23 protein-coding genes are annotated in these 23,628 nt (G+C 67.7%); 19 read left to right on the top strand and 4 right to left on the bottom strand.

Translation table 11 applies throughout. From position 1 onward, the window contains the following. Window positions 1–2: 2 nt before the first annotated feature. Entirely contained in the window at window positions 3–902 is a 900-nt protein-coding gene (locus ABE434_RS10895; protein ID WP_346478836.1) for a LysR family transcriptional regulator, read from the bottom strand. Between the two features lie 207 nt (window positions 903–1,109). Here ABE434_RS10895 and blaL2 point away from each other — a divergent pair, with 207 nt between their 5' ends. Then, complete coding sequence (gene blaL2 / locus ABE434_RS10890; protein ID WP_346478835.1) at window positions 1,110–2,012, top strand: L2 family extended-spectrum class A beta-lactamase; 903 nt, start codon at window positions 1,110–1,112, stop codon at window positions 2,010–2,012. A gap of 299 nt (window positions 2,013–2,311) precedes the next feature. Here blaL2 and ggpS read toward each other — a convergent pair whose 3' ends face one another. Together ggpS and ABE434_RS10880 are read right to left on the bottom strand one after the other, a co-directional pair. After that, window positions 2,312–4,558, bottom strand: coding sequence for a glucosylglycerol-phosphate synthase (gene ggpS / locus ABE434_RS10885; protein ID WP_346478847.1), 2,247 nt, complete (start codon window positions 4,556–4,558; stop codon window positions 2,312–2,314). A gap of 62 nt (window positions 4,559–4,620) precedes the next feature. Then, window positions 4,621–5,889, bottom strand: a complete 1,269-nt coding sequence (locus ABE434_RS10880) for an MFS transporter (RefSeq protein WP_346478834.1) — start codon at window positions 5,887–5,889, stop codon at window positions 4,621–4,623. A gap of 162 nt (window positions 5,890–6,051) precedes the next feature. On the opposite strand from ABE434_RS10880, the gene ABE434_RS10875 reads away from it, so the two are divergent. Next, window positions 6,052–6,687 carry a hypothetical protein gene (locus ABE434_RS10875; RefSeq protein WP_346478833.1) on the top strand — a complete coding sequence of 212 codons (636 nt, stop codon included), beginning with the start codon at window positions 6,052–6,054 and terminating at the stop codon, window positions 6,685–6,687. 85 nt (window positions 6,688–6,772) lie between these two features. Here the strand turns inward: ABE434_RS10875 and ABE434_RS10870 are convergent, their stop codons facing one another. Then, on the bottom strand, window positions 6,773–7,729 hold the full coding sequence (locus tag ABE434_RS10870) for a DUF3011 domain-containing protein (RefSeq protein ID WP_346478832.1): 957 nt from the start codon (window positions 7,727–7,729) through the stop codon (window positions 6,773–6,775). Between the two features lie 202 nt (window positions 7,730–7,931). Here ABE434_RS10870 and aspS point away from each other — a divergent pair, with 202 nt between their 5' ends. From aspS to queC, 17 genes are all read left to right on the top strand, one after another. Continuing rightward, entirely contained in the window at window positions 7,932–9,689 is a 1,758-nt protein-coding gene (gene aspS / locus ABE434_RS10865) for an aspartate--tRNA ligase (RefSeq protein ID WP_346478831.1), read from the top strand. Between the two features lie 172 nt (window positions 9,690–9,861). Next, window positions 9,862–10,395, top strand: coding sequence for a GNAT family N-acetyltransferase (locus tag ABE434_RS10860; protein WP_346478830.1), 534 nt, complete (start codon window positions 9,862–9,864; stop codon window positions 10,393–10,395). A gap of 111 nt (window positions 10,396–10,506) precedes the next feature. After that, window positions 10,507–11,139: an alpha/beta fold hydrolase gene (locus tag ABE434_RS10855; protein ID WP_346478829.1), complete on the top strand. Its 633-nt coding sequence runs from the start codon at window positions 10,507–10,509 to the stop codon at window positions 11,137–11,139. Between the two features lie 83 nt (window positions 11,140–11,222). Next, window positions 11,223–11,954: a YebC/PmpR family DNA-binding transcriptional regulator gene (locus ABE434_RS10850; protein ID WP_176988417.1), complete on the top strand. Its 732-nt coding sequence runs from the start codon at window positions 11,223–11,225 to the stop codon at window positions 11,952–11,954. Between the two features lie 129 nt (window positions 11,955–12,083). Further along, window positions 12,084–12,605: a crossover junction endodeoxyribonuclease RuvC gene (gene ruvC, locus ABE434_RS10845; RefSeq protein ID WP_121039160.1), complete on the top strand. Its 522-nt coding sequence runs from the start codon at window positions 12,084–12,086 to the stop codon at window positions 12,603–12,605. Window positions 12,606–12,615: 10 nt separating this feature from the next. Beyond that, window positions 12,616–13,206 carry a Holliday junction branch migration protein RuvA gene (gene ruvA, locus ABE434_RS10840; protein ID WP_313210410.1) on the top strand — a complete coding sequence of 197 codons (591 nt, stop codon included), beginning with the start codon at window positions 12,616–12,618 and terminating at the stop codon, window positions 13,204–13,206. Between the two features lie 128 nt (window positions 13,207–13,334). After that, window positions 13,335–15,185, top strand: a complete 1,851-nt coding sequence (locus tag ABE434_RS10835; protein ID WP_346478846.1) for a potassium transporter Kup — start codon at window positions 13,335–13,337, stop codon at window positions 15,183–15,185. A 249-nt stretch (window positions 15,186–15,434) separates the two neighbouring features. Continuing rightward, window positions 15,435–16,475 carry a Holliday junction branch migration DNA helicase RuvB gene (gene ruvB, locus ABE434_RS10830; RefSeq protein ID WP_346478828.1) on the top strand — a complete coding sequence of 347 codons (1,041 nt, stop codon included), beginning with the start codon at window positions 15,435–15,437 and terminating at the stop codon, window positions 16,473–16,475. Next, window positions 16,465–16,908 (top strand): tol-pal system-associated acyl-CoA thioesterase, encoded by a 444-nt coding sequence (gene ybgC, locus ABE434_RS10825; RefSeq protein WP_176988418.1) that lies wholly within the window; start codon window positions 16,465–16,467, stop codon window positions 16,906–16,908. Before ruvB ends, ybgC begins: the two co-directional genes overlap by 11 nt. A gap of 10 nt (window positions 16,909–16,918) precedes the next feature. After that, window positions 16,919–17,698 carry a protein TolQ gene (gene tolQ / locus ABE434_RS10820; RefSeq protein ID WP_121039143.1) on the top strand — a complete coding sequence of 260 codons (780 nt, stop codon included), beginning with the start codon at window positions 16,919–16,921 and terminating at the stop codon, window positions 17,696–17,698. Window positions 17,699–17,721: 23 nt separating this feature from the next. Further along, window positions 17,722–18,150 carry a protein TolR gene (tolR, locus tag ABE434_RS10815; protein WP_121039140.1) on the top strand — a complete coding sequence of 143 codons (429 nt, stop codon included), beginning with the start codon at window positions 17,722–17,724 and terminating at the stop codon, window positions 18,148–18,150. Next, window positions 18,140–19,198 (top strand): cell envelope integrity protein TolA, encoded by a 1,059-nt coding sequence (gene tolA / locus ABE434_RS10810; RefSeq protein WP_176988419.1) that lies wholly within the window; start codon window positions 18,140–18,142, stop codon window positions 19,196–19,198. The genes tolR and tolA overlap by 11 nt, the downstream gene beginning before the upstream one ends. A gap of 145 nt (window positions 19,199–19,343) precedes the next feature. Next, window positions 19,344–20,663 carry a Tol-Pal system beta propeller repeat protein TolB gene (gene tolB, locus ABE434_RS10805; protein ID WP_176988420.1) on the top strand — a complete coding sequence of 440 codons (1,320 nt, stop codon included), beginning with the start codon at window positions 19,344–19,346 and terminating at the stop codon, window positions 20,661–20,663. A gap of 64 nt (window positions 20,664–20,727) precedes the next feature. Then, window positions 20,728–21,243 (top strand): peptidoglycan-associated lipoprotein Pal, encoded by a 516-nt coding sequence (gene pal, locus ABE434_RS10800; protein WP_176988421.1) that lies wholly within the window; start codon window positions 20,728–20,730, stop codon window positions 21,241–21,243. Window positions 21,244–21,246: 3 nt separating this feature from the next. Continuing rightward, on the top strand, window positions 21,247–22,047 hold the full coding sequence (ybgF, locus tag ABE434_RS10795; RefSeq protein ID WP_346478827.1) for a tol-pal system protein YbgF: 801 nt from the start codon (window positions 21,247–21,249) through the stop codon (window positions 22,045–22,047). Window positions 22,048–22,179: 132 nt separating this feature from the next. After that, the gene (gene queE / locus ABE434_RS10790; protein WP_176988423.1) at window positions 22,180–22,878 is read left to right on the top strand and encodes a 7-carboxy-7-deazaguanine synthase QueE; all 699 of its coding nucleotides are present in this window, start codon (window positions 22,180–22,182) and stop codon (window positions 22,876–22,878) included. A gap of 75 nt (window positions 22,879–22,953) precedes the next feature. Then, entirely contained in the window at window positions 22,954–23,619 is a 666-nt protein-coding gene (queC, locus tag ABE434_RS10785; RefSeq protein WP_176988424.1) for a 7-cyano-7-deazaguanine synthase QueC, read from the top strand. The last annotated feature ends 9 nt before the right edge of the window (window positions 23,620–23,628 follow it).

Raw genomic sequence — 23,628 nt, 5'->3', positions numbered from 1 at the left:
CCTCAGGCAGCCGGTAGGTGCCGACCGTTGGTCGGCACATCGTCCTGCGCCTCCAGCCATTCCCGGAACCTGCGCGCCGCATCGCTTTCGGCGCGCGAGCGCAGCCGCGTCAGCCAGTACCGCCCCAGGTCCAGCGTCTGTGCAAACGGCTGGATCAGGCGCCCCTGGGCCAGGTCCTGCTCGAACATCTTCAACGGCAGCAGCGCCACGCCGGCGCCCGCGGCGGCGGCACTGGCCAGCGTCAGGGACGAATCGAACACCGGCCCGCGCGCTTCCAGCTCCGGTGCCCCGGCCGCCTGCAGCCAGCGTGGCCACTCGTCGCTTCGGTAGGAGCGTAGCAACGCCACATTGGCCAGATCGCGCGGCTGCCGCAGCGTACGTGCCAGTGCCGGCGCGCACAGTGGCGCGAACGGTGCCTCCAGTACGGCATCGCTGACCTGCCCCTGCCAATCGCCGTCGCCGAACCGGATCGCCAGGTCCAGCCCTTCACCGGCCAGATCGATGCGGTTGTTGTGGGTCTGCAGGCGCAGCTCGATATCCGGATGCCGCGCGTTGAAATCGCCCAGGCGTGGCAGCAGCCAGCCGGTGGCGAAAGTGCCGACCACGCCCACGCTCAGTACCTCGCGGAAGTGCCCGCCGACGAAACGGTCCAGGCTTACCGCGATGCGGTCGAAGGCCTCATTGAGCACCGGATACAGACGGGCTCCTTCATCGGTCAGGGCGACCCCGCGCGGCAACCGGGTGAATAGCGACACACCCAGCCGGTCCTCCAGCGCCCGGATCTGATGGCTCAGCGCGGCTTGGCTGACGCACAGCTCCAACGCGGCGCGGGTGAAATTCTGGTGCCGTGCAGCGGCCTCGAAGGCGCGCAGGGCATTGAGCGGCAACTGGGGGCGGAGCATGGGCCGAGCCGTGAGCAGGAGTGATGCATCTTCGCACTGAGGGGGCTGCTGCGGGGAGCAGCTGGCAGGGATGAGGGCAATTCCTGCGTTCATTCCCAGAGGTTGGTCCCCGTAGACGTGAGGGCAGGTAATGGCTCCCGCTGAAAATCCTCGCTGGTGGCGGCGCCGCAACCTGCCAATACTCAGGCCTTCGCCACGGAGAACCGCATGATCGCTCGACGACAGTTCCTGCAATGGACCGGCGCGGCCGCCGCCTCGGCATTGGCCGCTACCGCCTTTGCCAAGACCCCGCTGCCCTCGCCGACATCCGTCGCCGCGGCGAAGGACTTCGCGGCGTTGGAAGCCGCGAGCGGCGGGCGCCTGGGCGTGACCCTGCTCAACACCGATACCGGCTGGCGCACCGGCAATCGGCAGGACGAACGCTTCCCGATGTGCAGCACGTTCAAGTTCGTGTTGTCCGCGGCTGTCCTGCATCTGGCCGACCAGGGCAGGCTCTCGCTGGACCGGCGCGTGGCCGTGCGCCAGCAGGACATGCTCTCGCATGCCCCGGTAACCACGCGGCATATCGGCAAGGACGTGACGGTGCGTGACCTGTGCCGGGCGACCGTGATCACCAGCGACAATCCTGCGGCGAACCTGCTGCTGGGCGTGGTTGGCGGGCCGGCCGGCGTGACCGCGTTCCTGCGCGCGAATGGCGACGCGGTGACCCGCAATGATCGGCTCGAGCCGGAGATGAACCGCTTCGCCCCGGGCGACCCGCGCGACACCACCAGCCCGGCCGCGATGGCGGCCAGCCTGCAGCGTTTCGTGCTCGGCGACGTCCTCAAGCCCGCCTCGAAACAGCAGCTGGCCGATTGGCTGATCGACAACGAAACCGGCGATGCGCGCCTGCGCGCCGGGCTGTCCAAGGCGTGGCGGGTCGGAGACAAGACCGGCAGCAATGGCGAGGACACCACCAACGACATCGCGATCCTGTGGCCGCTCGCCGGCGGCGCTCCGTGGGTGCTGACCAGCTACCTGCAGGGCGCGACGGTCGATGATGCCGGCCGCAACGATGTGCTGCGCCAGGTCGCGGTGATCGCCGAAGGCATCATGCAGCACGCCGGGTAGACCACGCCGCCCGGTAGGCACCGACCGTTGGCCGGCGCACGAAAGGTAGGCGCCGACCGTTCGGCAATGCAGACCCGGTAGGCACCGACGGTTCGGCAATGCAGACCCGGTAGGCACCGACCGTTGGTCGGTGCGCACTGAGGGTAGTGCCGGCCGCTGGCCGGCTCCCCATGAAGCCGTCACCGTCCACGGCCGTGATCGCTCGCCGCCGGCACCGCCTGGAGCCGGCCAGCGGCCGGCACTACCCATGAACCGGCACCGCCTGGAGCCGGCCCGCCGCCGGCACCACCGTTCCCGCGTCAGCCTTCGGGGTGGCTGTTGCGTACCGCCTCCAGGAAATCCCGGCCCCAGCGGTCCACGTCGTAGTACTCCACGCTGCCGAACAACTGCCGCATGCGGCCGGTCGCTTCGTCGTCGGGCATCGACAACGCCTGCAGCAGCCCGGCCGTCAGATCGGCCGGATCATGCGGGTTGGTCAGCACTGCGCCCTTCAGCTCAGCGGCCGCACCGGCGAACTCGCTGAGCACCAGCACGCCGTTGCTGCCTTCGATGCCCTGCGTGGCCACGAACTCCTTGGACACCAGGTTCAAACCATCGCGCAGCGGAGTGATCCACATCACCTGCGCGGCCGCGTAATGCGCCACCACTTCCTCGAACGGCAACGCCTGCGCGAAGAAGCGTACCGGGGTCCAGTCCAGCCGCGAGAAGCGCCCGTTGATCCGCCCGACCGCCTGTTCGATCTGGTTCTGCAGCGTGCGGTAGATGGTCATCTCGCGCGCGGCGGGGACGCAGATCATCAGCAGGGTGACCTTGCCTTGGCGATCCGGATGCTGTTCCAGCAGCCGTTCGAAGGCTTCCAGTTTGGCCAGCGTGCCCTTGGTGTAGTCCAGCCGCTCCACCGACAGCACCAGCTTGCGCGCGCCGATCTCGCGGCGCAGCTTGAAGATGTCGTTGCGCACGTCGCTGCGCGCGAGCACGTTGTGGATGCGGCGCAGATCGGTGCCGACCGGATGCGCACCGAGCGCGACTTCGCGATCGCCCACGCGCAGGCGCGTGGTCATGGTGTCCAGGCCGACGGCACACCCGTAGGTGAGGAAGCGCGGCGCGCAGCTTTCCCAGGCCAGCCGCTCGGCCGGCATGGCGCCGCGGACCACGTCCACGAAGTTCTCCACCTGGCGCGGAATGTGGAAGCCGATGTAGTCGCAGCTGAGCAGGCTGCCGATGATCTCGCGGCGCCACGGCACCACGTTGAACACATCGGCCGAGGGGAAGTAGGTGTGGTGGAAGAACGCGATCTTCAGGTCCGGGCGCAGCTCGCGCAGCGTGGCCGGCACCATCCACAGGTTGTAGTCGTGGATCCACACGGTCGCGCCATGCGCGGCTTCGGCAGCGGTGGCCTCGGCGAACTTGCGGTTGACCTTCAGGAATACCTGCCAGTCATCTTCGCGGAACTTCGCGCGCTCCCAGAACACATGCAGCATCGGCCAGAACGCTTCCTTGGAGAAGCGCTTGTAGAAGATGTCCACCTCCTGCTTGCTCAGCGGCACGCGCGCGGCGGTCAGGGTGGGGTAGCGCTCGGCATCCACCGCCAGATGGGTCTGGAACGGGCCGCGCTTGGGCTCGTCGATGCCCCAGGCCACCCACGACCCTTTCTGGCCGCCTTCGAAGAAACTCAGCAGCGAGGGAATGATGCCGTTCGGCGAACGTGGTGGGCGCTGCACCAGCACGCCGTCTTCCATCACTTCATCGAAGGGCAGGCGGTGGTAGACCATCACCAGGTCCGCACCGTCGGCGCGCGCCTGTGCCGGCGGGCGCAGGAAGGGATCGTCATCGGCGAGCAGGCCGAACTGTTCGATCGCCTCGAGGATGCCGCCGCAGCCGGGCGCCTGCGCGTGGTAGGTGTGCTTCAGGTCGGCGGTGGCGGCGGTCAGTGCCGGCTCGGAATCGCCGACGCACACCCCGCGGAAACCGGAGGTGTACATCGACAGGTCATTGAGGGTGTCACCGGCCACCAGGATGCGGTCGCGCGGGAGTTCCAGCAGGCGCGCAAGCGCGGCCAGGGTACGGCCCTTGTCGGTGTCGGGCGGCAGGATGTCCAGGTAGCGGTCGGCCGAGTACAGCACGTCGCAGCCCAGCGCCTGTGCGGCAGCCTGGATCTGCGCGCGCAGCGGCGCCAGCGTGTCGGGATCGCAGAAGTACGAGCAGCGGCGTTCCTGCGGAACGTCCTGGCGCTGCAGCGCGGTGAACGGGCGCATCGCTGCGGCGACCACCTGCTCGCCCGGCCAGTGCGCATCGATCATCGATTGCAGGGGCTGCAGCGGCTGCAGGGTGTGGCCGTCGACGACGGTGGCGCCGACATCGCAGACCACGTAATCCGGACGCGGGATGGCCGGATCGGAGAGCAGGGGCATCACCGCTTCCAGGCCGCGGCCGGTGATGAAGATCAGGCGGATGCCGGGGTGCTGGTCGACCAGCCGGTAGAGCCGATGGCGCGCGGCGGGATCGCCGGCGAGGAAGGTGCCATCCAGATCGGTGGCGAGGATCAGTTGCGGTGCCGGCGGGGCCGGCGGTGTACGGGTTGGAGTGAGGGAGGTCGGTGTCGAAACAGTCAATGCACTTCCTTATCGGAGTCAGAGGGGAGGGGGGAATCGGAATCCGGCGGCGCGGTGTCGGTCTCGGGCATCAGCTCCAGCGCCGACGGCGTGGTGCGCAGCATCAGCCGGAACCCGACCGGATGCGTGCGCAGGCGCTGGAAGCTGAGCAGGCGCGCGGTGGTGAACAGCGCAAGCAGCATCAGCACCACCGCGAAGTACAGCGGCAGTGCCGGCGCACCGAAACGCTGCATGGCTGCACCGGCCAGCGCGGGGCCGAGCGCCGCGCCGACACCATGCACCAGCAGCAGGCTGGAGCAGCCGGACAGCAGGTCCTCGCGCGGCAGGTAATCCAGCATGTGCGCGACCGCGAAGGGATACAGCGCGAAGGCCAGCCCGCCGTAGAAGAAGAACAGCCCGAACAGCAGATGGGTCTGCAGCTGGATCATCGGCAAGGAGGCCACCACGGCGATTCCGGCCGCGGCCAGGCTCAGTGCGACCAGTCCGCTGCGGCGGTCATGTCCATCGCTGATGTGGCCCAAGGGCCATTGCAGCAAGGCACCCCCGGCGATGGCGGTGAGCATGAACAGAGCGACGCCGTTGCCATCCAGGCCGACCTCGCCGGCGTAGACCGGCAGCAGGCCCCAGAACGCGCCCATCGCCAGGCCGGAGAGGCCGGCGGCAACCGTCGCCACCGGTGCCATCGCATACAGCCGCGCCAGCTTCAGGCGCGGCACCGAGGGAATTTCCGGCGGGCGCAGGCGCGTAGCGGTGACCGGCAATACCGCCGCGCAGACCAGGATCGCAGTGAGCATGAACATCGATGTCGCGCCGGCGTCGCCGAGCATCAGCAGCACCTGGCCGAGCGCCAGGGCCGAGAGGTTGACCACCATGTAAAGCGAGAAAGCGCGGCTGCGCAGGCGCGGGTCGGGCTCGGCGTTGAGCCAGCTCTCGATCACCGTGTAAAGGCCGACCAGTGCGATGCCGGTGAGGATGCGCAGCACGCCCCAACCCACGGGATTGATCCACAGAGGGTGCAGCAGCACCGCGATGGCGGCGAGGGCGGCAAAGAAGGCAAACGCACGGATATGGCCGATGCGGCCGATCAGCGAGGGGGCGAAGAAGGTGCCGATGAAAAAACCGGCGAAATAGCCGGACATCACCAACCCCAACGTACCGGCACCGAAGCCGGCCTCACCACCGCGCACCGCCAGCAGAGTGCCGAGCAGGCCGCTGCCGGTCAGCAACAGCGCCACGCCGGCGAGCAGGGCGGTCAACCGCAACATGCGTGCGTCCTTCGTGGGGAAGAAGGCGAACGAGTCACGTGACCGACCATAACACAGGGGGGATGAAGCCCTGGTTGCAGCGCTGCGGGTGCGCGTGCGCGCGTCGCGGTGGGGCTGGACGCATGGTTTGCGCTGGTCGTTCGCGCCCGTTAGGGTGGGGCCATGAATGTAGTCAAACTTCTTCCCTTGGCGGCTGCACTGGCGATCACCGCCTGCAGTGGCTCCAACGATACCGTCGGCCATGAAGTCTCCATGGCGCCGTCCGATGCCTTCATGGCTGCCGTCGCTGCGCATTGCGGCAAGGCGTTCGAAGGCCGCATCGCGGTCAACGAGCCGCGCACCGATGCACCCGATCCCTTCGAGGGCAAACGGCTGGTCATGCATGTGCGTGGCTGTGAGGATCCGGCACATGAGCTGCGGATTCCCTTCCATGTCGGCGACGACCACTCGCGCACCTGGGTGTTGAGCCGCACCGAAAATGGGCTGCGGCTCAAGCACGATCACCGCCACGAAGACGGCAGTCCGGATGCGGTCACGCTGTATGGCGGCGACAGCAAGCCGCCAGGCACCGCGCAACGTCAGTCATTCCCGGTGGATTCGGACTCGGTGGCGATGTTCCGCAAGGCCGACATGCTCGCCTCGGTGCAGAACACGTGGGCGATGGAGGTCGAGCCGGACCAGCGTTTCGTCTACGAATTGACCCGTCCCGGCGGGCGCCACTTCCAAGTGGTGTTCGATCTGAGCAAGCCGGTGGCCTTGCCGCCGGCGCCGTGGGGCAGCGAGACCCCTGCGCCGTAATTCCGTCCGGTAGCACCGGAGCCTGTTCTCCGGCGCCGTGAGGGGAGGGTGCCGACCAACGGTCGGCACCACCGCGAGGGGGCGTTCAGCGCGCGCCGAAGCGGGCGCGGCAGCCGCCGCTGACCCACAGGCTGCCGTTGCTGTAGCCCCAGCTGCGGCCTTCCACGCACGCCGTGCCGGACAGTTGCTGGACCAGTGCCGGACGTCCCTGGCGGTCGTCCCAGGCGCAGGTCTGCTGGCGCTTGTCGTTGCTGCTGCAGGTCACGCTGTAATTGCTGTTGCCGCCGCCACCGCCCCAGTTGCCGCCGCTGTTGCCGCGTGCTTCCGCGAACTCGCCGCGGCAGCCGCGGTTGACCCAGACCGCACCATTGCGCACGCCCCAGGTCTGGCCCTCGACACAGGCCGTACCGGAGATCTGGCGGACCAGGGTCGCATTGCGCCAGCCGGTGTTGCAGCTCCGTTCGCGGTTGTCCTGGCTCTCGCAGCGGATCGTCGCGCCGGTGCCACCGCCGCCGCCGCCCCAGTTGCCGCCGTTGCCGCGGCCCTCGACGAACTCGGCGCGGCAGCCGCCGCTGACCCACACCGTCCCGTTGCGCGAGCCCCAGTTGCGGCCCTCGGTACAGGTGGTGCCGGAGATCTGGCGCGACAGCCGGGCGCTGCGCCAGCCGGTGTTGCAGACCCGCTCGCGGTTGTCCTGGCTTTCGCAGCGGACCGTGCCGCTGTTGCCCGGGCCGTTGCCGCCGCCATTCCAGCCGCCCCCGCTGCCATTGCCGCGCAGCGACGTGGCAATGTCCTGCTTGATCCGCGAGAAGTTCCAGCCCGAATTGACCTGGGCCAGGTAGAAGCGCAGCTGGTCGTCCGGAATCCTGCGGCCATTGGACTGGTCGGCGTATTCCTGGGTGATGACCCGGCTGCGGTCGCTGCTGGACAGCTGCGACAGGTTTTCCGGGGCGTAGGCGCGGGTGCTCATCTGGGCCTGGGCGGCCGGGGCGGTACAGGCCAGTGCGGCGGCCAGGCAGGCAACGGTCAGACGTCTGTTCATGGCGGCATCCCTTGCGGTCGTTGGTGCGCGGACTATAGGAAGAGTCGGGGTTCAAAAGGCGTGATGCCGCCCGGACGGGCCATCCGGGGCCCCCGGGCCGGGACATGGCGCAGGGGATTTGCCCCGGCCGGGCCGACGCCGCAGAATAAAGGGCTGTCCGGCGCAACCTGGTGCCGGCATTCTCCTGCGGAGCTTTACCCCCATGCGTACCCACTTCTGTGGCCTGGTCGACGAGACCCTGATTGGCCAAACCGTTACCCTCGCCGGCTGGACCGACGTCGCCCGCAACCAGGGCGGCGTGTGCTTCATCGATCTGCGCGATCATGAAGGCATCGTGCAGGTGACGGTGGAAGTCGACAACGCGGCCGTGTTCGCCGTGGCCGCCAGCCTGGGCTACGAGGACGTGCTGCAGGTGGAAGGCGTGGTGCGCGCGCGCCATGCAGCCAACGACAAGCTCCGCACCGGCAAGGTGGAAGTGATCGCCACGGCCATCACCATCCTCAACAAGGCCGAGCCGCTGCCGTTCCACGCGCACGAGAACCCGGGCGAGGAAACCCGCCTGAAGTACCGTTACCTGGACCTGCGCCGCCCGGAAATGCAGCGCATGCAGCGCACCCGCATCAAGCTGGTGCAGGCCCTGCGCCGCCACCTGGACGCCACCGGCTTCCAGGACATCGAAACCCCGATCCTGACCAAGGCCACCCCGGAAGGCGCCCGCGACTTCCTGGTGCCGGCGCGCATGCACCCGGGCGAGTTCTACGCCCTGCCGCAGAGCCCGCAGCTGTTCAAGCAGATCCTGATGGTGGCCGGCTTCGACCGCTACTACCAGATCGCGCGCTGCTTCCGCGACGAGGCCCTGCGCGCCGACCGCCAGCTGGAGTTCACCCAGCTGGACATGGAGTTCGCCTTCGTGCGCGAGCAGGATGTGCAGGACTTCGTCGAGAACATGATCCGCGCCATCTTCAAGGAAGTGGTGGACGTGGAACTGGCCGCCAGCTTCCCGCGCATGACCTGGGCCGAGGCGATGCGTCGCTATGGCTCGGACAAGCCGGACCTGCGCATCGCGCTGGAGCTGGTGGACGTGGCCGAGCTGGTCAAGACCAGCGAGTTCCCGGTGTTCACCGCCGCCGCCAACGATGCCGATGGCCGCGTGGCTGCGCTGCGCGTTCCGGGCGGTGCCAGCCTGTCGCGCAAGCAGATCGACGAATACGCCGCGCATGCCGCCAAGTACGGCGCCAAGGGCCTGGCCTACATCAAGATCAGCGACAGTGGTGAAGTCAGCTCGCCGATCGCCAAATTCTTCAGCGAAGAGGCCTTCGCCGCGCTGGTCGCCCACGTCGGTGCCGGCAACGGCGACATCGTGTTCTTCGGCGCCGGTGGCTACAACAAGGTCTCCGACTTCATGGGCGCCCTGCGCCTGAAGGCCGGCAAGGACTTCAACCTGGTCACCGCCGGCTGGGCACCGCTGTGGGTCACCGACTTCCCGATGTTCGAATACGACGACGAAGCCCAGCGCTACGTCGCCCTGCATCATCCCTTCACCGCACCGGCGGTGGACGACATCGCCGACCTGCGCGCCAACGCCAAAACCGCCGTGTCGCGCGGCTATGACATGGTGCTCAACGGCAACGAGATCGGCGGTGGCTCGATCCGTATCCACCGTTCGGACATGCAGAGCGCGGTGTTCGAGCTGCTGGGCATCGGCGCCGAAGAGGCCGAGGGCAAGTTCGGCTTCCTGCTCGATGCGCTGCGTTTCGGCGCGCCGCCGCACGGCGGCATCGCGTTCGGCATCGACCGTATCGCCGCGCTGATGGCCGGTACCGAATCGATCCGCGACGTCATCCCGTTCCCGAAGACCACCGGCGCGCAGTGCCTGATGACCGGCGCGCCGTCGCCGATCCCGGACGAGCAGCTGGCCGAAGTGCACGTGCAGGTCCGCCCGCGCGCCGTCAAGGAATAAGCCGGGACGCGCCGGCCCCTGGTCGGCGTCGACACGTGGCAGGTACCGACCGGTGGTCGGTGCCTGCTGCGGATCCTGGCCCGCCATGATCGACAGGTTCGCGGGTCGTGGGGCGCCATCGCCGCCACGTTCAGGTAAATTGGCGGTTCTCGCCGATGCCGATGCTCCCGCCGTGACCCCAGGCCGCTACACCATCCGCCGCGCCACCCCGGACGACGCCCAGACCCTGTCGGTGCTGGCCACGCGCACGTTCGTGGAAACCTTCGGCCATCTGTACCCGGCGGAGGACCTGCAGGCCTTCCTCGATGAGGCTTACCCGGCGCAGCGCCAGCGCATCATTCTTGAACACCCCGATTACGCGGTCTGGCTGCTGGAGCTGGACGGTGTTGCCGTGGGCCATGCCGCCGCCGGTCCCTGTGGCCTGCCGCATGCCGAGGTGCAGCCCGGCGATGGCGAGCTCAAGCGCCTGTACCTGATCAAGGACCAGCAGAGCTGTGGCTGGGGCAGCCGACTGTTCGAAACCGCGCTGGCCTGGCTGGAACGCGAGGGACCGCGCACGCTGTGGCTGGGCGTGTGGTCGGAGAACTTCGGCGCGCAGCGTTTCTACGCCCGCTACGGCTTCAGCAAGGTCGGTACCTATGAGTTCCCGGTTGGCAAGGTGCTCGACCTGGAGTTCATCCTGCGCCGCCCGCCCACGGCGGCCTGAGCGTGACACTTTCACGGCCTGCAGCGGCTTCACCTGCCGTTGTCCGGTCCATTCGTCTAATGACGCTGTTTCCTTCTGCAGGCGCCCCGCCCATCGGGCTAGGCTGACACCATGAATCCCCCTGTTTTATTGCTGCACGGCATCTGGAACGCACGCGCCTGGGTCGGCCCCCTGGCCTGGCGCCTGCGCGCCCGTGGCTTCGCCGTGGACACCTTCGGCTATTCGAGCGTGTTCGGTGGCCCGGACGTGGCCGTGCCCCAGCTGCTGGAGCGGCTCCAGGGCAGTGGCCCGATTTCCCTGGTCGGCCACAGCCTGGGCGGGCTGGTCGCGCTGGAGGCCCTGCGGCGGGCGCCCGACCTGCCGGTGTCGCGGGTGGTCTGCCTGGGTTCGCCGCTGCGCGGCAGCGTGACCGCGCGCTCGTTGAGCGATCACGGCTGGTCGCTGGCGCTCGGCCGCAGCTCGGAACTGCTGCTGGATGGCCTGCCGGCGTGGGAGGGCAGGGCGCAGGTCGGGCTGATCGCCGGCTCGGTTCCGCACGGGCTGGGCAGCCTGCTCGGCGCCTGTGGCGATGCCTCCGATGGCACCGTGGCGCTGGATGAGACGCAGTTGCCGGGCCTGGCCGACCACTGCGTGATCCCGGCCAGCCACAGCGGGCTGGTGTTCTCGCCGGATGCCGCGCGCCAGACCGCCGCGTTCCTGCGCGATGGCCGGTTCCGGCGTGATGATGCGGCCCACGCCGCCTGAGCGGGCTGGGCAGTGACACGGGCCGGCCGGCGGATCAGGTAGAATTCGCGCCCTGTTCCTGACAGAAACACGAGAGTCACCCCATGGGTAGAGGCCCCTCCATCGAGAACCGCAAAAACGCGTCTGACGCGAAGCGCGGCAAGATTTTCACCAAGATCATCCGCGAGATCGGCGTAGCCGCGCGCGGCGGTGGAGGCGACCCCAACAACAACCCGCGCCTGCGCGTGGCCATGGACAAGGGTCTGTCCTCGAACATGTCCAAGGACGTGATCGAGCGCGCCATCAAGAAGGCGACCGGTGAGCTGGAAGGCGTCGAGTACGAAGAGATCCGCTACGAGGGCTATGCCCCCGGTGGCGTGGCCGTGATCGTGGACTGCCTGACCGACAACCGCGTGCGCACCGTGGCCGATGTCCGCCATGCGTTCAGCAAGTGCGGCGGCAACATGGGCACGGAAGGCTCGGTGTCGTTCATGTTCAAGCGCCTGGGCGTGCTGCACTTCGCCGCCGGTGCGGACGAAGAAGCCGTCACCGAAGCGGCGATCGACGCCGGCGCGGACGACATCGTGGTCTACCCGGAAGACGGGGCGATCGACGTGGTCACCGCCGCCGACAGCTACCACGCGGTCAAGGATGCGATGGCAGCCGCCGGGTTCACGCCCGACCACGCCGAAATCACCTACCGCGCCGACAACGACATCAAGGTCGAGGGCGACACCGCCCTGCAGGTCAAGAAGCTGCTGGACATGCTCGAAGACCTGGACGACGTGCAGGACGTGTTCTCCAACGCCGACCTCGGCGCGGACGCCTACGCCTGAGCGGGCGCTTCACCGGTCGCTTTGCGCGACCGGTGAGCGGACAATGCGGACCATGATGACCCCAGGCGTTCCCCGTTATCCCCGCCGCATGTGTCCCTCCCGGGCCGCGGGCGGCCGTGTGCGTGCCGCATGACGCGCATTCTTGGCATCGACCCCGGTTCGCAGCGCACCGGGGTGGGCATCATTGATGTGGACGCCGCCGGCAAGGTGGTGCACGTGCATCATCTGCCGCTGGTCCTGCTGGGCGCCGACGACTTCCCGCAGCGGATGAAGCTGCTGGTGGTCGGCCTGACCGCCCTGGTCGAGGAATACCGCCCCGACGAAGTGGCCATCGAAAAGGTGTTCATGGCGCGCAATCCGGATTCGGCCCTGAAACTGGGCCAGGCGCGCGGCGCGGCGATCTCGGCCGTAGTGATGCGCGACCTGCCGGTCAGCGAGTACGCCGCCACCGAGATCAAGCTGGCCGTGGTCGGCCGCGGTGGCGCGGAAAAACAACAGGTCCAACACATGGTCGGGCTCATGCTCAACCTGAAAACCAAGCTGCAGGCCGACGCTGCCGATGCGTTGGCCGTGGCCATCACCCACGCCCATGTCCGGGCCACGGCGCTGCGCCTGGGCGTCAATGCGCGCCAGGCCTGGAGCCGGAAATGAGGAACACTGCATGATTGGTCGTCTGCGCGGGATCGTGGCCTACAAGGCGCCGCCGTGGCTCATGGTCGACGTCAATGGCGTCGGTTACGAACTGGAGGCGCCGATGAGCACCTTCTACGACCTGCCCGAGCTGGGCCGCGAGGTCACCCTGTTCACCCATTACGCGCAGAAGGAAGACAGCGTGTCGCTGTACGGCTTCCTGCGCGAGGGCGAGCGCCGCCTGTTCCGCGATGTGCAGAAGGTCAGCGGGATCGGCGCCAAGATCGCGCTGGCGGTGCTGTCCGGCGTGAGCGTGGACGAATTCGCCCGCATGCTGCAGGCCGGTGACATCACCGCGCTGACCCGCATCCCGGGCATCGGCAAGAAGACCGCCGAGCGCATGGTGCTGGAACTGCGCGACCGCGCGGCCCATTTCGGCGGTGGCGGTGCGCCGATCGCCGGCGCCGCCCCGGCGACCGATCCGGTCTCCGAGGCGACCGTGGCCCTGCAGCAGCTGGGCTACAAGCCGACCGAGGCCGCACGCATGGCGCGTGACGCCAATGCCGAGGGTGACGACGTCGCCACCGTCATCCGCAAGGCCCTGCAGGCCGCGCTGCGCTGAGCCGCGCGCCTGTCTTTCCCTAGCCAACGACACCAACGACCGCGTCCGCCCGGAGCCCCATGTCCACCACTTCCCCCCAGCACAGCGACGGCCAGGCCCCGCACGGCCACGCGCCGGCGGCCGGCGGCATGGCGCTGATGATCGGCGCCATCGGCGTGGTGTTCGGCGATATCGGCACCAGCCCGCTGTACACGCTGAAAGAGGCCTTTTCTCCGCACTACGGCCTCAACAGCGACCATGACACCGTCCTGGGCGTGCTGTCGCTGGCGTTCTGGGCGCTGAACATCGTGGTCACGCTCAAGTACGTCACCATCATCATGCGCGCCGACAACGAGGGCGAGGGCGGGATCATGGCGCTGATGGCGCTGACCCAGCGCACTCTGCGGCACGGCTCGCGCTCGGCCTACGTGGTGGGCATCCTGGGCATCTTCGGGGCCTCGCTGTTCTTCGGCGACGGGGTGATCACCCCGGCCATCTCGGTGCTGGGTGCGGTCGAAGGCCTGGAGGTCGCCGCGCCCGGGCTGCATGCGTTCATCGTGCCGATCACGGTGGTGGTGCTGCTGGCGGTGTTCGCGGTGCAGCGCTTTGGCACCGAGAAGATCGGCAAACTGTTCGGGCCGATCACCTCGATCTGGTTCATCTCGCTGGCCGCGATCGGCATCTGGAACATCGTCGATGCGCCGGAAGTGCTCAAGGCCTTCAACCCGATGTGGGCGCTGCGCTTCTTCATGGAGCACGGCTGGCATGGCATCTTCATCCTCGGCGCGGTGGTGCTGGCCGTCACCGGTGGCGAGGCGCTGTATGCGGACATGGGCCATTTCGGCGCCAAGCCGATCCGCCATGCCTGGTACTTCTTCGTGCTGCCGTGCCTGGTGCTGAACTATCTGGGGCAGGGCGCGCTGGTGCTCAACAACCCCGAGGCGGTGAAGAACCCGTTCTTCGAAGCGGTGCCCGACTGGGCGCTGTACCCGATGATCATCCTGGCCACCATGGCCGCGGTGATCGCCTCGCAGTCGGTGATCACCGGCGCCTTCTCGGTCTCGCGCCAGGCCATGCAGCTGGGCTACATCCCGCGCATGCGCATCACCCATACCTCGCACGACACCATCGGCCAGATCTACATCCCGGGCATCAACTGGGGCATCGCGGTCATGGTGATCGGGCTGGTGCTGGCCTTCCGCAGCTCGTCCAACCTGGCGGTGGCCTACGGCATCTCGGTGTCGGCGACCATGCTGATCGATACCCTGCTGCTGGCCCTGGTGGCCCGCGCGCTGTGGCCGACCTCGCGCTACTGGATCATCCCGCTGTGCGTGATTTTCTTCGTCATCGACCTGGGCTTCGTGATCGCCAACGGCGCCAAGCTGCTGCAGGGCGCGTGGTTCCCGGTGGTGCTGGGCATCGTACTGTTCACCATGATGCGCACCTGGCGGCGTGGGCGCGAGCTGCTGCGCGATGAGATCCGCAAGGACGGCATCCGCATCGACACCTTCCTGCCGGGCCTGATGCTGGCCCCGCCGGTGCGGGTGCCGGGCACCGCCGTGTTCCTGACCGCCGACCCCTCGGTGGCCCCGCATGCGCTGATGCACAACCTCAAGCACAACAAGGTGCTGCACGAGCGCAACGTGTTCCTGCACGTGGTGACGCTGCCGGTGCCGTACGCGCCCTCGGGCCAGCGCCTGAAGATCGAATCGGTGGGCGATGAGTTCTACCGGATCTACGTGCGCTTCGGCTTCATGGAGACCCCGGACGTGCCGCTGGCGCTGATGCGCTCGTGCGACCACGGCGGGATCTACTTCGACCCGATGGACACCACGTTCTTCGCCAGCCGCGAGACCATCGTGGCCACCGCCAACCGCGGCATGCCGATCTGGCGCGACAAGCTGTTCGCGCTGATGCACCGGAACGCGGCCCCGGCGACCGGATTCTTCCGGATTCCGGGTAACCGGCTGGTCGAACTCGGGGCGCAGGTGGAGATCTGACCGGACGGCCGACCAACGGTCGGCCGCTACCCCACGGGTTGCGATGCAACCCGTGGGCCCCGGCGGCATTCCCCCTTATCCCCGCGCCTTCGGCGCGCCCCCTTGAGCGACAAGGGGGCTCTTCCTCCGATGCGATCCCGGTAGTGCCCGCCGCTGGCCGGCTCCTCATGGCATCTGCATCGCGCGGCGCCGGCCAGCGGCCGGCACTACCGGACGCGGATCGCGCTGCTTTTGCCGCATAATTGCCGAATGACCGACGACCGCATCATCGCCGCCGGTGCCACCCGCGAAGACGAGGGCACCGACGCCAGCATCCGCCCCAAGCGCATGGCCGATTACCTGGGCCAGGCGCCGGTGCGCGAGCAGCTGTCGATCTACATCGAGGCGACCAAGGCCCGTGGCGACGCGCTCGACCACGTGCTGATCTTCGGGCCGCCGGGCCTGGGCAAGACCACCCTGAGCCATGTGATCGCCAACGAGCTGGGGGTCGCGTTGCGCGTCACCTCCGGCCCGGTGATCGAAAAAGCCGGTGACCTGGCCGCGTTGCTGACCAATCTGCAGCCGCACGACGTGCTGTTCATCGATGAGATCCACCGCCTCTCGCCGGTCGTGGAAGAAGTGCTGTATCCGGCGATGGAAGATTTCCAGATCGACATCATGATCGGCGAGGGCCCCGCGGCCCGCTCGATCAAGATCGATCTGCCGCCGTTCACCCTGATCGGCGCGACCACCCGTGCAGGCCTGCTGACCGCGCCGCTGCGCGACCGCTTCGGGATCGTGCACCGGCTGGAGTTCTATACGCCCGAAGAACTGACGAAGATCGTCCGGCGCTCGGCCAGCATCCTCAACATCGACTGCACCGCCGAAGGCGCGGCCGAGATCGCACGGCGTTCGCGCGGTACCCCGCGTATCGCCAACCGGCTGCTGCGCCGCGTGCGCGACTTCGCCCAGGTGAAGGCCGCCGGCCACATCGACCAGGAGGTCGCCCAGGCCGCGATGCAGATGCTCAAGGTGGACCCGGAAGGCTTCGACGAGCTGGATCGGCGCCTGCTGCGGACCATGGTCGACTACTTCGACGGTGGCCCGGTCGGCATCGAATCGCTGGCCGCCGCCCTGTCCGAAGAACGCGGCACGCTGGAAGACGTGGTCGAGCCGTACCTGATCCAGCAGGGGTTCCTGATCCGGACCGCGCGGGGCCGCATGTGCACGCACAAGGCCTACCGGCACATGGGCCTGAAGCCGAAAAACCCGCCGGCCGACCTGTTCGCGGAGGTCCCGGATGTCGGTTGATCCCCGGGTTGAGCCGCGATTCAGTTGGCCGACACGCATTTACTGGGAAGATACCGACGCTGGCGGGGTCGTGTACCACGCCCGCTACGTGGCCTTCATGGAACGGGCGCGCACGGAATGGATGCGTGCACTGGGGTATGGTCAGGAGCGCATGCGCTGCGACCACGGCCTGGTGTTCGCGGTGCGCAGCATGACCATGGATTTCCTCAAGCCGGCGCGCCTGGATGACGCGCTGGATGTCACCGCCACGCTGGTGCAGTGCAAGCGCGCCAGCATGGTGTTCGCCCAGGCCGTGTGCCGGGGCGACCAGACATTGCTGACCGCGCAGGTGAAGATCGCCGCGCTCGATGCAACCACCTTCAAGCCGCGTGGCATGGACGATGCACTGCATGCCGCGCTGAAACACCTCGAATTTCCAGAATCCGCACACTGAGGAACAACGGATGATCGCAATGCTCCTGGCCCTGCAGGCCACGGTGACCGAAGCGCTGCCGCAGGAAGTCACCAGCGCCGCGGCGCAGACTGTCGCCCAAGCCGCGCATGGCGGTGGCATCAATTACCTGGACCTGATGATCAAGGCCAGCATCCCGGTGAAGATCATCGTGCTGCTGCTGTTGGCCGGCTCGTTTATCAGCTGGGTGATCATCTTCCGCAAGGCGCGCGTGTTCAATGCCGCCAACCGTGAGGCCGACGAGTTCGAAAGCCGCTTCTGGTCCGGTGCGGACCTGGGCAAGCTGTACAGCTCGGCGACCGACCGCAACCGCAAGGTCGGCGGCCTGGAAGCGATCTTCGAAGCCGGTTTCCGCGAGTTCACCCGCCTGCGCGACAAGCGTCGCCTGGATGGCCGGGCCCAGCTCGAGGGCGCCCAGCGCGCCATGCGCACCACCTATACGCGTGAAGTGGACCAGATGGAGCGCAGCCTGGAGCTGCTGGCCAACATCGGCTCGACCGCCCCGTACGTGGGCCTGGTCGGTACCGTGTTCGGCATCATGGTGACCATGCACGACATGATCAACAGCGGTGAGCAGGCCGGCATCGCCTCGGTTGCCCCGGGTATCTCCGAAGCCCTGTTCGCCACCGCGATCGGCCTGTTCGTGGCGATCCCGGCCGTGTGGGCCTACAACCGCTTCACCACCCGCGTGGAGCGCATGTCGGTGCGCTTTGAAACCTTCGCAGAAGAGTTCAGCTCGATCCTGCAGCGCCAGACCGCGGGCGACGAGTAAGCGCCCAGCACAGGAGTCCTGCCATGACCGCAGCCATTGGCCGCCGCAAGCGCCGAAAGCTCAAATCCGAAATCAACGTCGTGCCGTATATCGACGTCATGCTGGTGCTGCTCATCATCTTCATGGTGACCGCGCCGCTGCTCACGCTGAGCTTTGAAGTGGATCTGCCGACCTCCCAGGCCAAGGCGCTGGAGAGCAAGCAGGATCCGGTCGTTGTGTCCGTCCGCCTGGATGGCCAGCTCAGCCTGAAGCTGCCCGAGGCCAAGGACCCGGAGCCGATGGATGCGGCCCGCCTGCAGGCCCAGCTGTCCGCGCTTTCCTCGCAGGACAAGAACCTGCGCGTGATCGTCGCCGCCGACCGGGCCGTGGCCTATGAAAAGGTGGTCGCGGCCATGGACGTGATCAAGCGCGCCAACGTGGAAAAGGTGGGCCTGGCGACCGATGCACACTGAAGCCCTGCCACCGCAGCGCGCACGGGATGAGGAGTGGGGCCTGCCGATCGCGCTGGCGCTCGGCGTCCATCTGCTGCTGGCACTGATCTTCATCGCCGCCTGGTTGTGGTCGCCGCAGCGCACCACCGAAGCGGCCGCCGGCGATCCGGCCATCGAAGCCAGCCTGCAGTTGTCCGCGTCCGAAGCCTCGGCCGCGCGCCAGGCCCTGCGCGCCTCCGAATCGCTGCCGGACCTGCCCGAGCCGGTTGCCGAGCCCGAGCCGATTCCGGAAGACACCGTGCCGCCGCCGCAGCCGTTGCCCGAGCCGCGCCCGCAGGACGCGCCCACCCCGCAGCAGTCGCAGGCGCAGGAGCGCATCGCCCAGCCCGACACGGTCGACCAGGAAGCGGTCAACGCACTGGCGATCTCGGCTGAAAAGGCCAAGCAGGAGCAGGAAGCCAAGCGCCGCCAGGAACAGATCGACCTGACCGAGCGCAAGCGCCAGGAACAGGCCGAGCAGAAGCTGCGCCTGGCCAAGCAGCAGGAAGAGGCGGAAAAGAAGAAGCTGGCCGAGCAGGAACAGAAGGCCAACGACGCCAAGGCCGACGCCGAACGCGACAAGAAGCTGGCCGAAATCCGCCGCAAGCGGGCCCAGGCCGAGAACGAAGCCAAACTGGCCGAGCAGAAGCTGCGCCAGGTCACCGCCGCGCGGGCCGCCAATGCCTCGGCCTCGACTGCCGGTGCCACCGGTGCGGCCAAGCCGGCGGCCGGGGCAGGGGGCACCAGCGACGACCTCAGCGCCAAGTACGCCGCCGCGATCCAGCAGAAGGTCTCCGCCCAGTGGACCCGTCCGGACTCGGTCCCGTTGGGCCAGCGCTGCCAGGTCTCGATCACCCAGATCCCCGGCGGGCAGGTCATCCAGGCCAAGGTCAGCGGCAACTGCCCGTTCGACGAGGCCGGCCGCCGCTCGATCGAGGCCGCCGTGCTGAACGCCCAGCCGTTGCCGTACCGCGGTTTCGAGTCGGTGTTCGCACGCACGATCAATTTCACCTTCACCGCCCAGGATTGATCCCGGGCGGTGCCCTGTCGTTAACGGCTCGTGAGATTTGTGCGCCCGGTGACTCGGAATTCACACGGCCTTGGTTCATGATTGCGAAACTGTTCACCGCCGTCCTGTTATCCCTCGTTCTGGTTTCTCCCCTATTGAGCGCTCCATGAAAAAGATGCCTCGCTGGTTTGCCGTTGTTGCGGCCCTGTTGTTGCCCTTTGCTGCCATGGCGCAGCAGAAGGGGCTGGATATCGACATCATCGGCGGCAACGCCTCCGCCACCCCGATCACGGTCGTCCCGATGCCCTACCAGGGTTCGGCAGGTGCGCCCCAGACCGACGTCGCCGCGGTCGTGCGCGCCGATCTGGACCGTTCGGGCCAGTTCCGCAACCTGCCTGAAGCGCAGATCGTCGAAAAGCCGACCCGCGGCAGCGAGATCCAGTTCGCTACCTGGCGGGCGCTGAAGCAGAACTACATTGTGGTCGGCCGCGTCATGGACGCCGGCGCCGGCGCCTATCGCGTCGAGTACGAGCTGTACGACGTGCCCAAGGGCGAGCGCCTGCTCGGCCTGGCGATGACCGCCCGTGGCAACGCCATGCGCGATGTCGCCCACCAGATGGCCGATGCCATCTATGAAAAGATCACCGGCGTGCGCGGCGCCTTCTGGACCCGCATCGCCTATGTCACCGCCAGCGGCAAGGGCGATGCCATGCGCTATGCGCTGATGGTGGCCGATTCGGACGGCTTCAATCCGCAGACCATCGTGCGCTCGGCCGAGCCGCTGCTCTCGCCCAGCTGGAGCCCGGACGGCAACAAGCTGGCCTACGTGAGCTTCGAGCGCGGCAACTCGGCGATCTACATCCAGAACATCTCCAGCGGCGCCCGTGAGCTGGTCACCAGCTTCCGCGGCATCAACAGCGCCCCGTCGTTCTCCCCGGACGGCCGTCGCTTGGCCCTGTCGCTGTCGCGCAGTGGCAATCCGGAGATTTACGTGATGGACCTGGGCAGCAAGCAGCTGACCCAGCTGACCAACCACTTCGCCATCGATACCGAGCCGACCTGGAGCCCGGACGGCAGCAGCGTCTACTTCACCTCCGACCGTGGCGGCCGCCCGCAGATCTACCAGGTGGCCTCCAGCGGCGGCAGCGCCTCGCGCGTGACCTTCCAGGGCAACTACAACGCCACCCCGAGCCTGTCCTACGACGGCAAGAAGCTGGTGGTCGCCCAGGGCAGCGGCAACACCTACAAGATCGCGATGATGGACAGCAGCACGGGCTCGGCCCGCTGGAACACGCTGTCGCCGGGGTCGCTGGATGAATCGCCGAGCTTTGCGCCCAACGCGAGCATGGTGTTGTACGCCGCCCGCGAGGGTGGTCGTGGAGTGTTGTACGCCGTTTCGGCCGATGCGCGCGTGCGCCAGCGGCTGGTTCTGGCTGACGGTGATGTTCGTGAGCCTTCTTGGTCGCCATACCGTACAAAGCGCTAACAGAGTGTTAAGATTTCGCCGTATTCATCCCTCATCCGGCTTTAGGAGCCTCAAAGGTATCGCCATGAACAAGACCACCCGCGTTCTGCTTGTCTCCCTGTTGTCCGTGGCCGCCCTGGCCGGTTGTTCCAAGAAGGTCAAGGAAGTGCCGGCTGCCCCGGTTGATACCGGCAGCACCACCGCTCCGACCGGCCCGTCGACCTCGGGCCTGTACGGTCCGGGTGATCTGGATACCGATTCCTGCCTGCGCCAGCGCGTGGTGTACTTCGACCTGGACAAGGAAGAAGTGAAGCCGGAGTTCCAGGCCATCATGGCGTGCCACGCCAAGTACCTGCGTGACCGTCCGTCCTCGCGCATGACCCTGCAGGGCCACACCGATGAGCGCGGTTCGCGCGCTTACAACCAGGCCCTGGGCGAGCGTCGTGGCAACGGCGTGTCCTCGGCACTGCAGGCCAATGGTGGCTCGGCTTCGCAGCTGACCGTCGTGTCCTACGGTGAAGAGCGTCCGGTCTGCACCGAGTCGGGCGAGTCCTGCTGGTCGCAGAACCGTCGCGTCGAGATCGTGTACACGGCTCAGTAATAGATGCGCTTTCGATTTCTATCGATGATCGTTGCGGCAGCCCTCGTGGCTGCCGCACCGGCCAATGCGCAGCGCCAGAGTCTGGCCGACCGCGTCGGCGCGCTTGAGCAGCAGGCGAACAACAACCAGTCCAACATGGACATGCTCAATCAGCTGAATCAGCTGCGTACCCAGTTGCAGGCCCTGCAGTCGCAGGTCGAGCAGCTGCAGCACGACAATGAGCAGCTCAAGCAGTCCGCCAAGGACCAGTATCTGGACCTGGACAGCCGCCTGAACCGCCTGGAAGGTGGGGCCCCCGTGCTTCCCGCCGCCCCGGCCGCAGCCGCACCCGCTGCCTCCCCGAAACCGGCAACGGCCGCTTCCGAGCGGCCGCCCTCCGTGCACGGCGATGCCGGCAGCCTGGCTGCCAGTGGCGACGAGCGCACGGCCTACAATGTCGCCTTCGATTCGCTCAAGGCCGGCAAGTACGATGACTCGGCGCAGCTGTTCATGAGCTTCCTCGAGCTGTATCCCAACGGCGTCTATACCCCCAACGCGTTGTACTGGTTGGGCGAAAGCTATTACGCCACCCGCAATTTCCCGCTGGCTGAGGCGCAGTTCCGCGACCTCCTCTCGCGCTACCCGACCCATGACAAGGCGTCCGGTGGCCTGCTCAAGATCGGCCTCTCGCAGTATGGCGAAGGCAAGGTCGACCAGGCCCAGGCGACCCTCGAACAGGTCGTGTCCACGTATCCCGGCTCGGACGCCGCGCGCACCGCGCAGGACCGTCTGCAGTCGATCCGGCTGGGTCAGCAGATCCGCTGAACCCGCCCCGGGCCGCTGGAGCGGCCGGGCCCGGTATAATGTCTGATCGCCAACCGGGCGCTGCCCGGTCCTCCGTGCCGGGCCATGCCCGGCTGTTGTCGTTTCCGAAGCCGTCCCCCAAGAATCACCGCCATGACCACGACCCTGTCCGCTGCCGCCGCTCTCCCCAGTGAGATCGTGCAGTCCCCGCTGCCGCGACTGAAGATCACCGAGATCTTCCTGTCCCTGCAGGGCGAAGCCGATACCGCCGGTTGGCCGACCGTGTTCGTGCGCCTGACCGGCTGCCCGCTGCGCTGCACCTATTGCGATACCGCCTACGCCTTCCATGGCGGCACCTGGTGGGACATCGACGCGATCGTGGAAGAAGTGCTGGCCCAGGGCGTCCACCACGTCTGCGTGACCGGTGGCGAGCCGCTGGCGCAGAAGCGCTGCCTGGTGCTGCTGGAGAAGCTCTGCGACGCCGGCCTGGACGTCTCGCTGGAGACCTCCGGTGCGCTGGATGTCAGCGGCGTGGATCCGCGCGTCTCGCGGGTGGTCGACCTGAAAACCCCCGGCTCCGGCGAGATGGCCCGCAACCGCCTGGAGAATCTGCCGCTGCTGACCAGGCGCGACCAGATCAAGTTCGTCCTGTGCAGCCGCGAGGATTACGAATGGGCCCGCGGCATGGTCCGCGAGCACCGGCTCAACGAGCGCAGCATGGTGCTGTTCTCGCCGAGCAAGAGCGAGGTCAGCCCGCGCGAACTGGCCGACTGGATCGTCGCCGACCGCCTGCCGGTCCGCTTCCAGATGCAGCTGCACAAGCTGCTTTGGGACGACGAGCCCGGAAGGTAACTCCGTCTCGACGTACCCTGATGTACCCGGCGCGGGACAGCGTGCTGGTCCCCCGCAAACCACCGGAAACACCCCATGAAAAAAGCAGTCGTCCTCCTGTCCGGCGGCATGGACTCCGCCGCCGTCGTCGCCATGGCCCGCGAACAGGGCTTCGCCGTCCACGCCCTCAGCGTGCGCTACGGCCAGCGCCACACCTCCGAGCTCGATGCCGCCGCGGCGGTCGCCAGCGCGCTGGGCGTGGTCGCCCACAAGACCGTCAACATCGATCTGCGCAGCATCGGCGGTTCCGCGCTGACCGACGACATCGACGTCCCCGAAGCGGGCGGCGAGGGCATCCCGGTCACCTACGTGCCGGCGCGCAACACCATCATGTTGTCCGTCGCGCTGGGCTGGGCCGAAGTGCTGGGCGCCAATGACATCTTCTGCGGCGTCAATGCGGTGGATTACTCCGGTTACCCGGATTGCCGCCCCGAATTCATCCAGGCGTTCCAGGCGCTGGCCAACCTGGCCACCAAGGCGGGCGTGGAAGGTGCCGGCATCCAGGTCCACGCCCCGCTGCAGTTCCTGAGCAAGGCCGACATCGTGCGTGAAGGCGTCCGCCTGGGCGTGGATTTCGGCTTGACCGTGTCCTGCTACAACGCCGACGACCAGGGCCGCGCCTGTGGTCACTGCGACGCCTGCCGCCTGCGTGCGCAGGGGTTCACGGAGGCCGGCGTGCCGGACCCGACCCACTACGCGTGATGCCGGACG

Origin of the sequence: Stenotrophomonas sp. TWI1183 (genome assembly GCF_039673115.1) — a bacterium.
Lineage (GTDB): Bacteria > Pseudomonadota > Gammaproteobacteria > Xanthomonadales > Xanthomonadaceae > Stenotrophomonas > Stenotrophomonas maltophilia_AA.
This window is presented reverse-complemented; position numbering and strand designations above follow the sequence as displayed.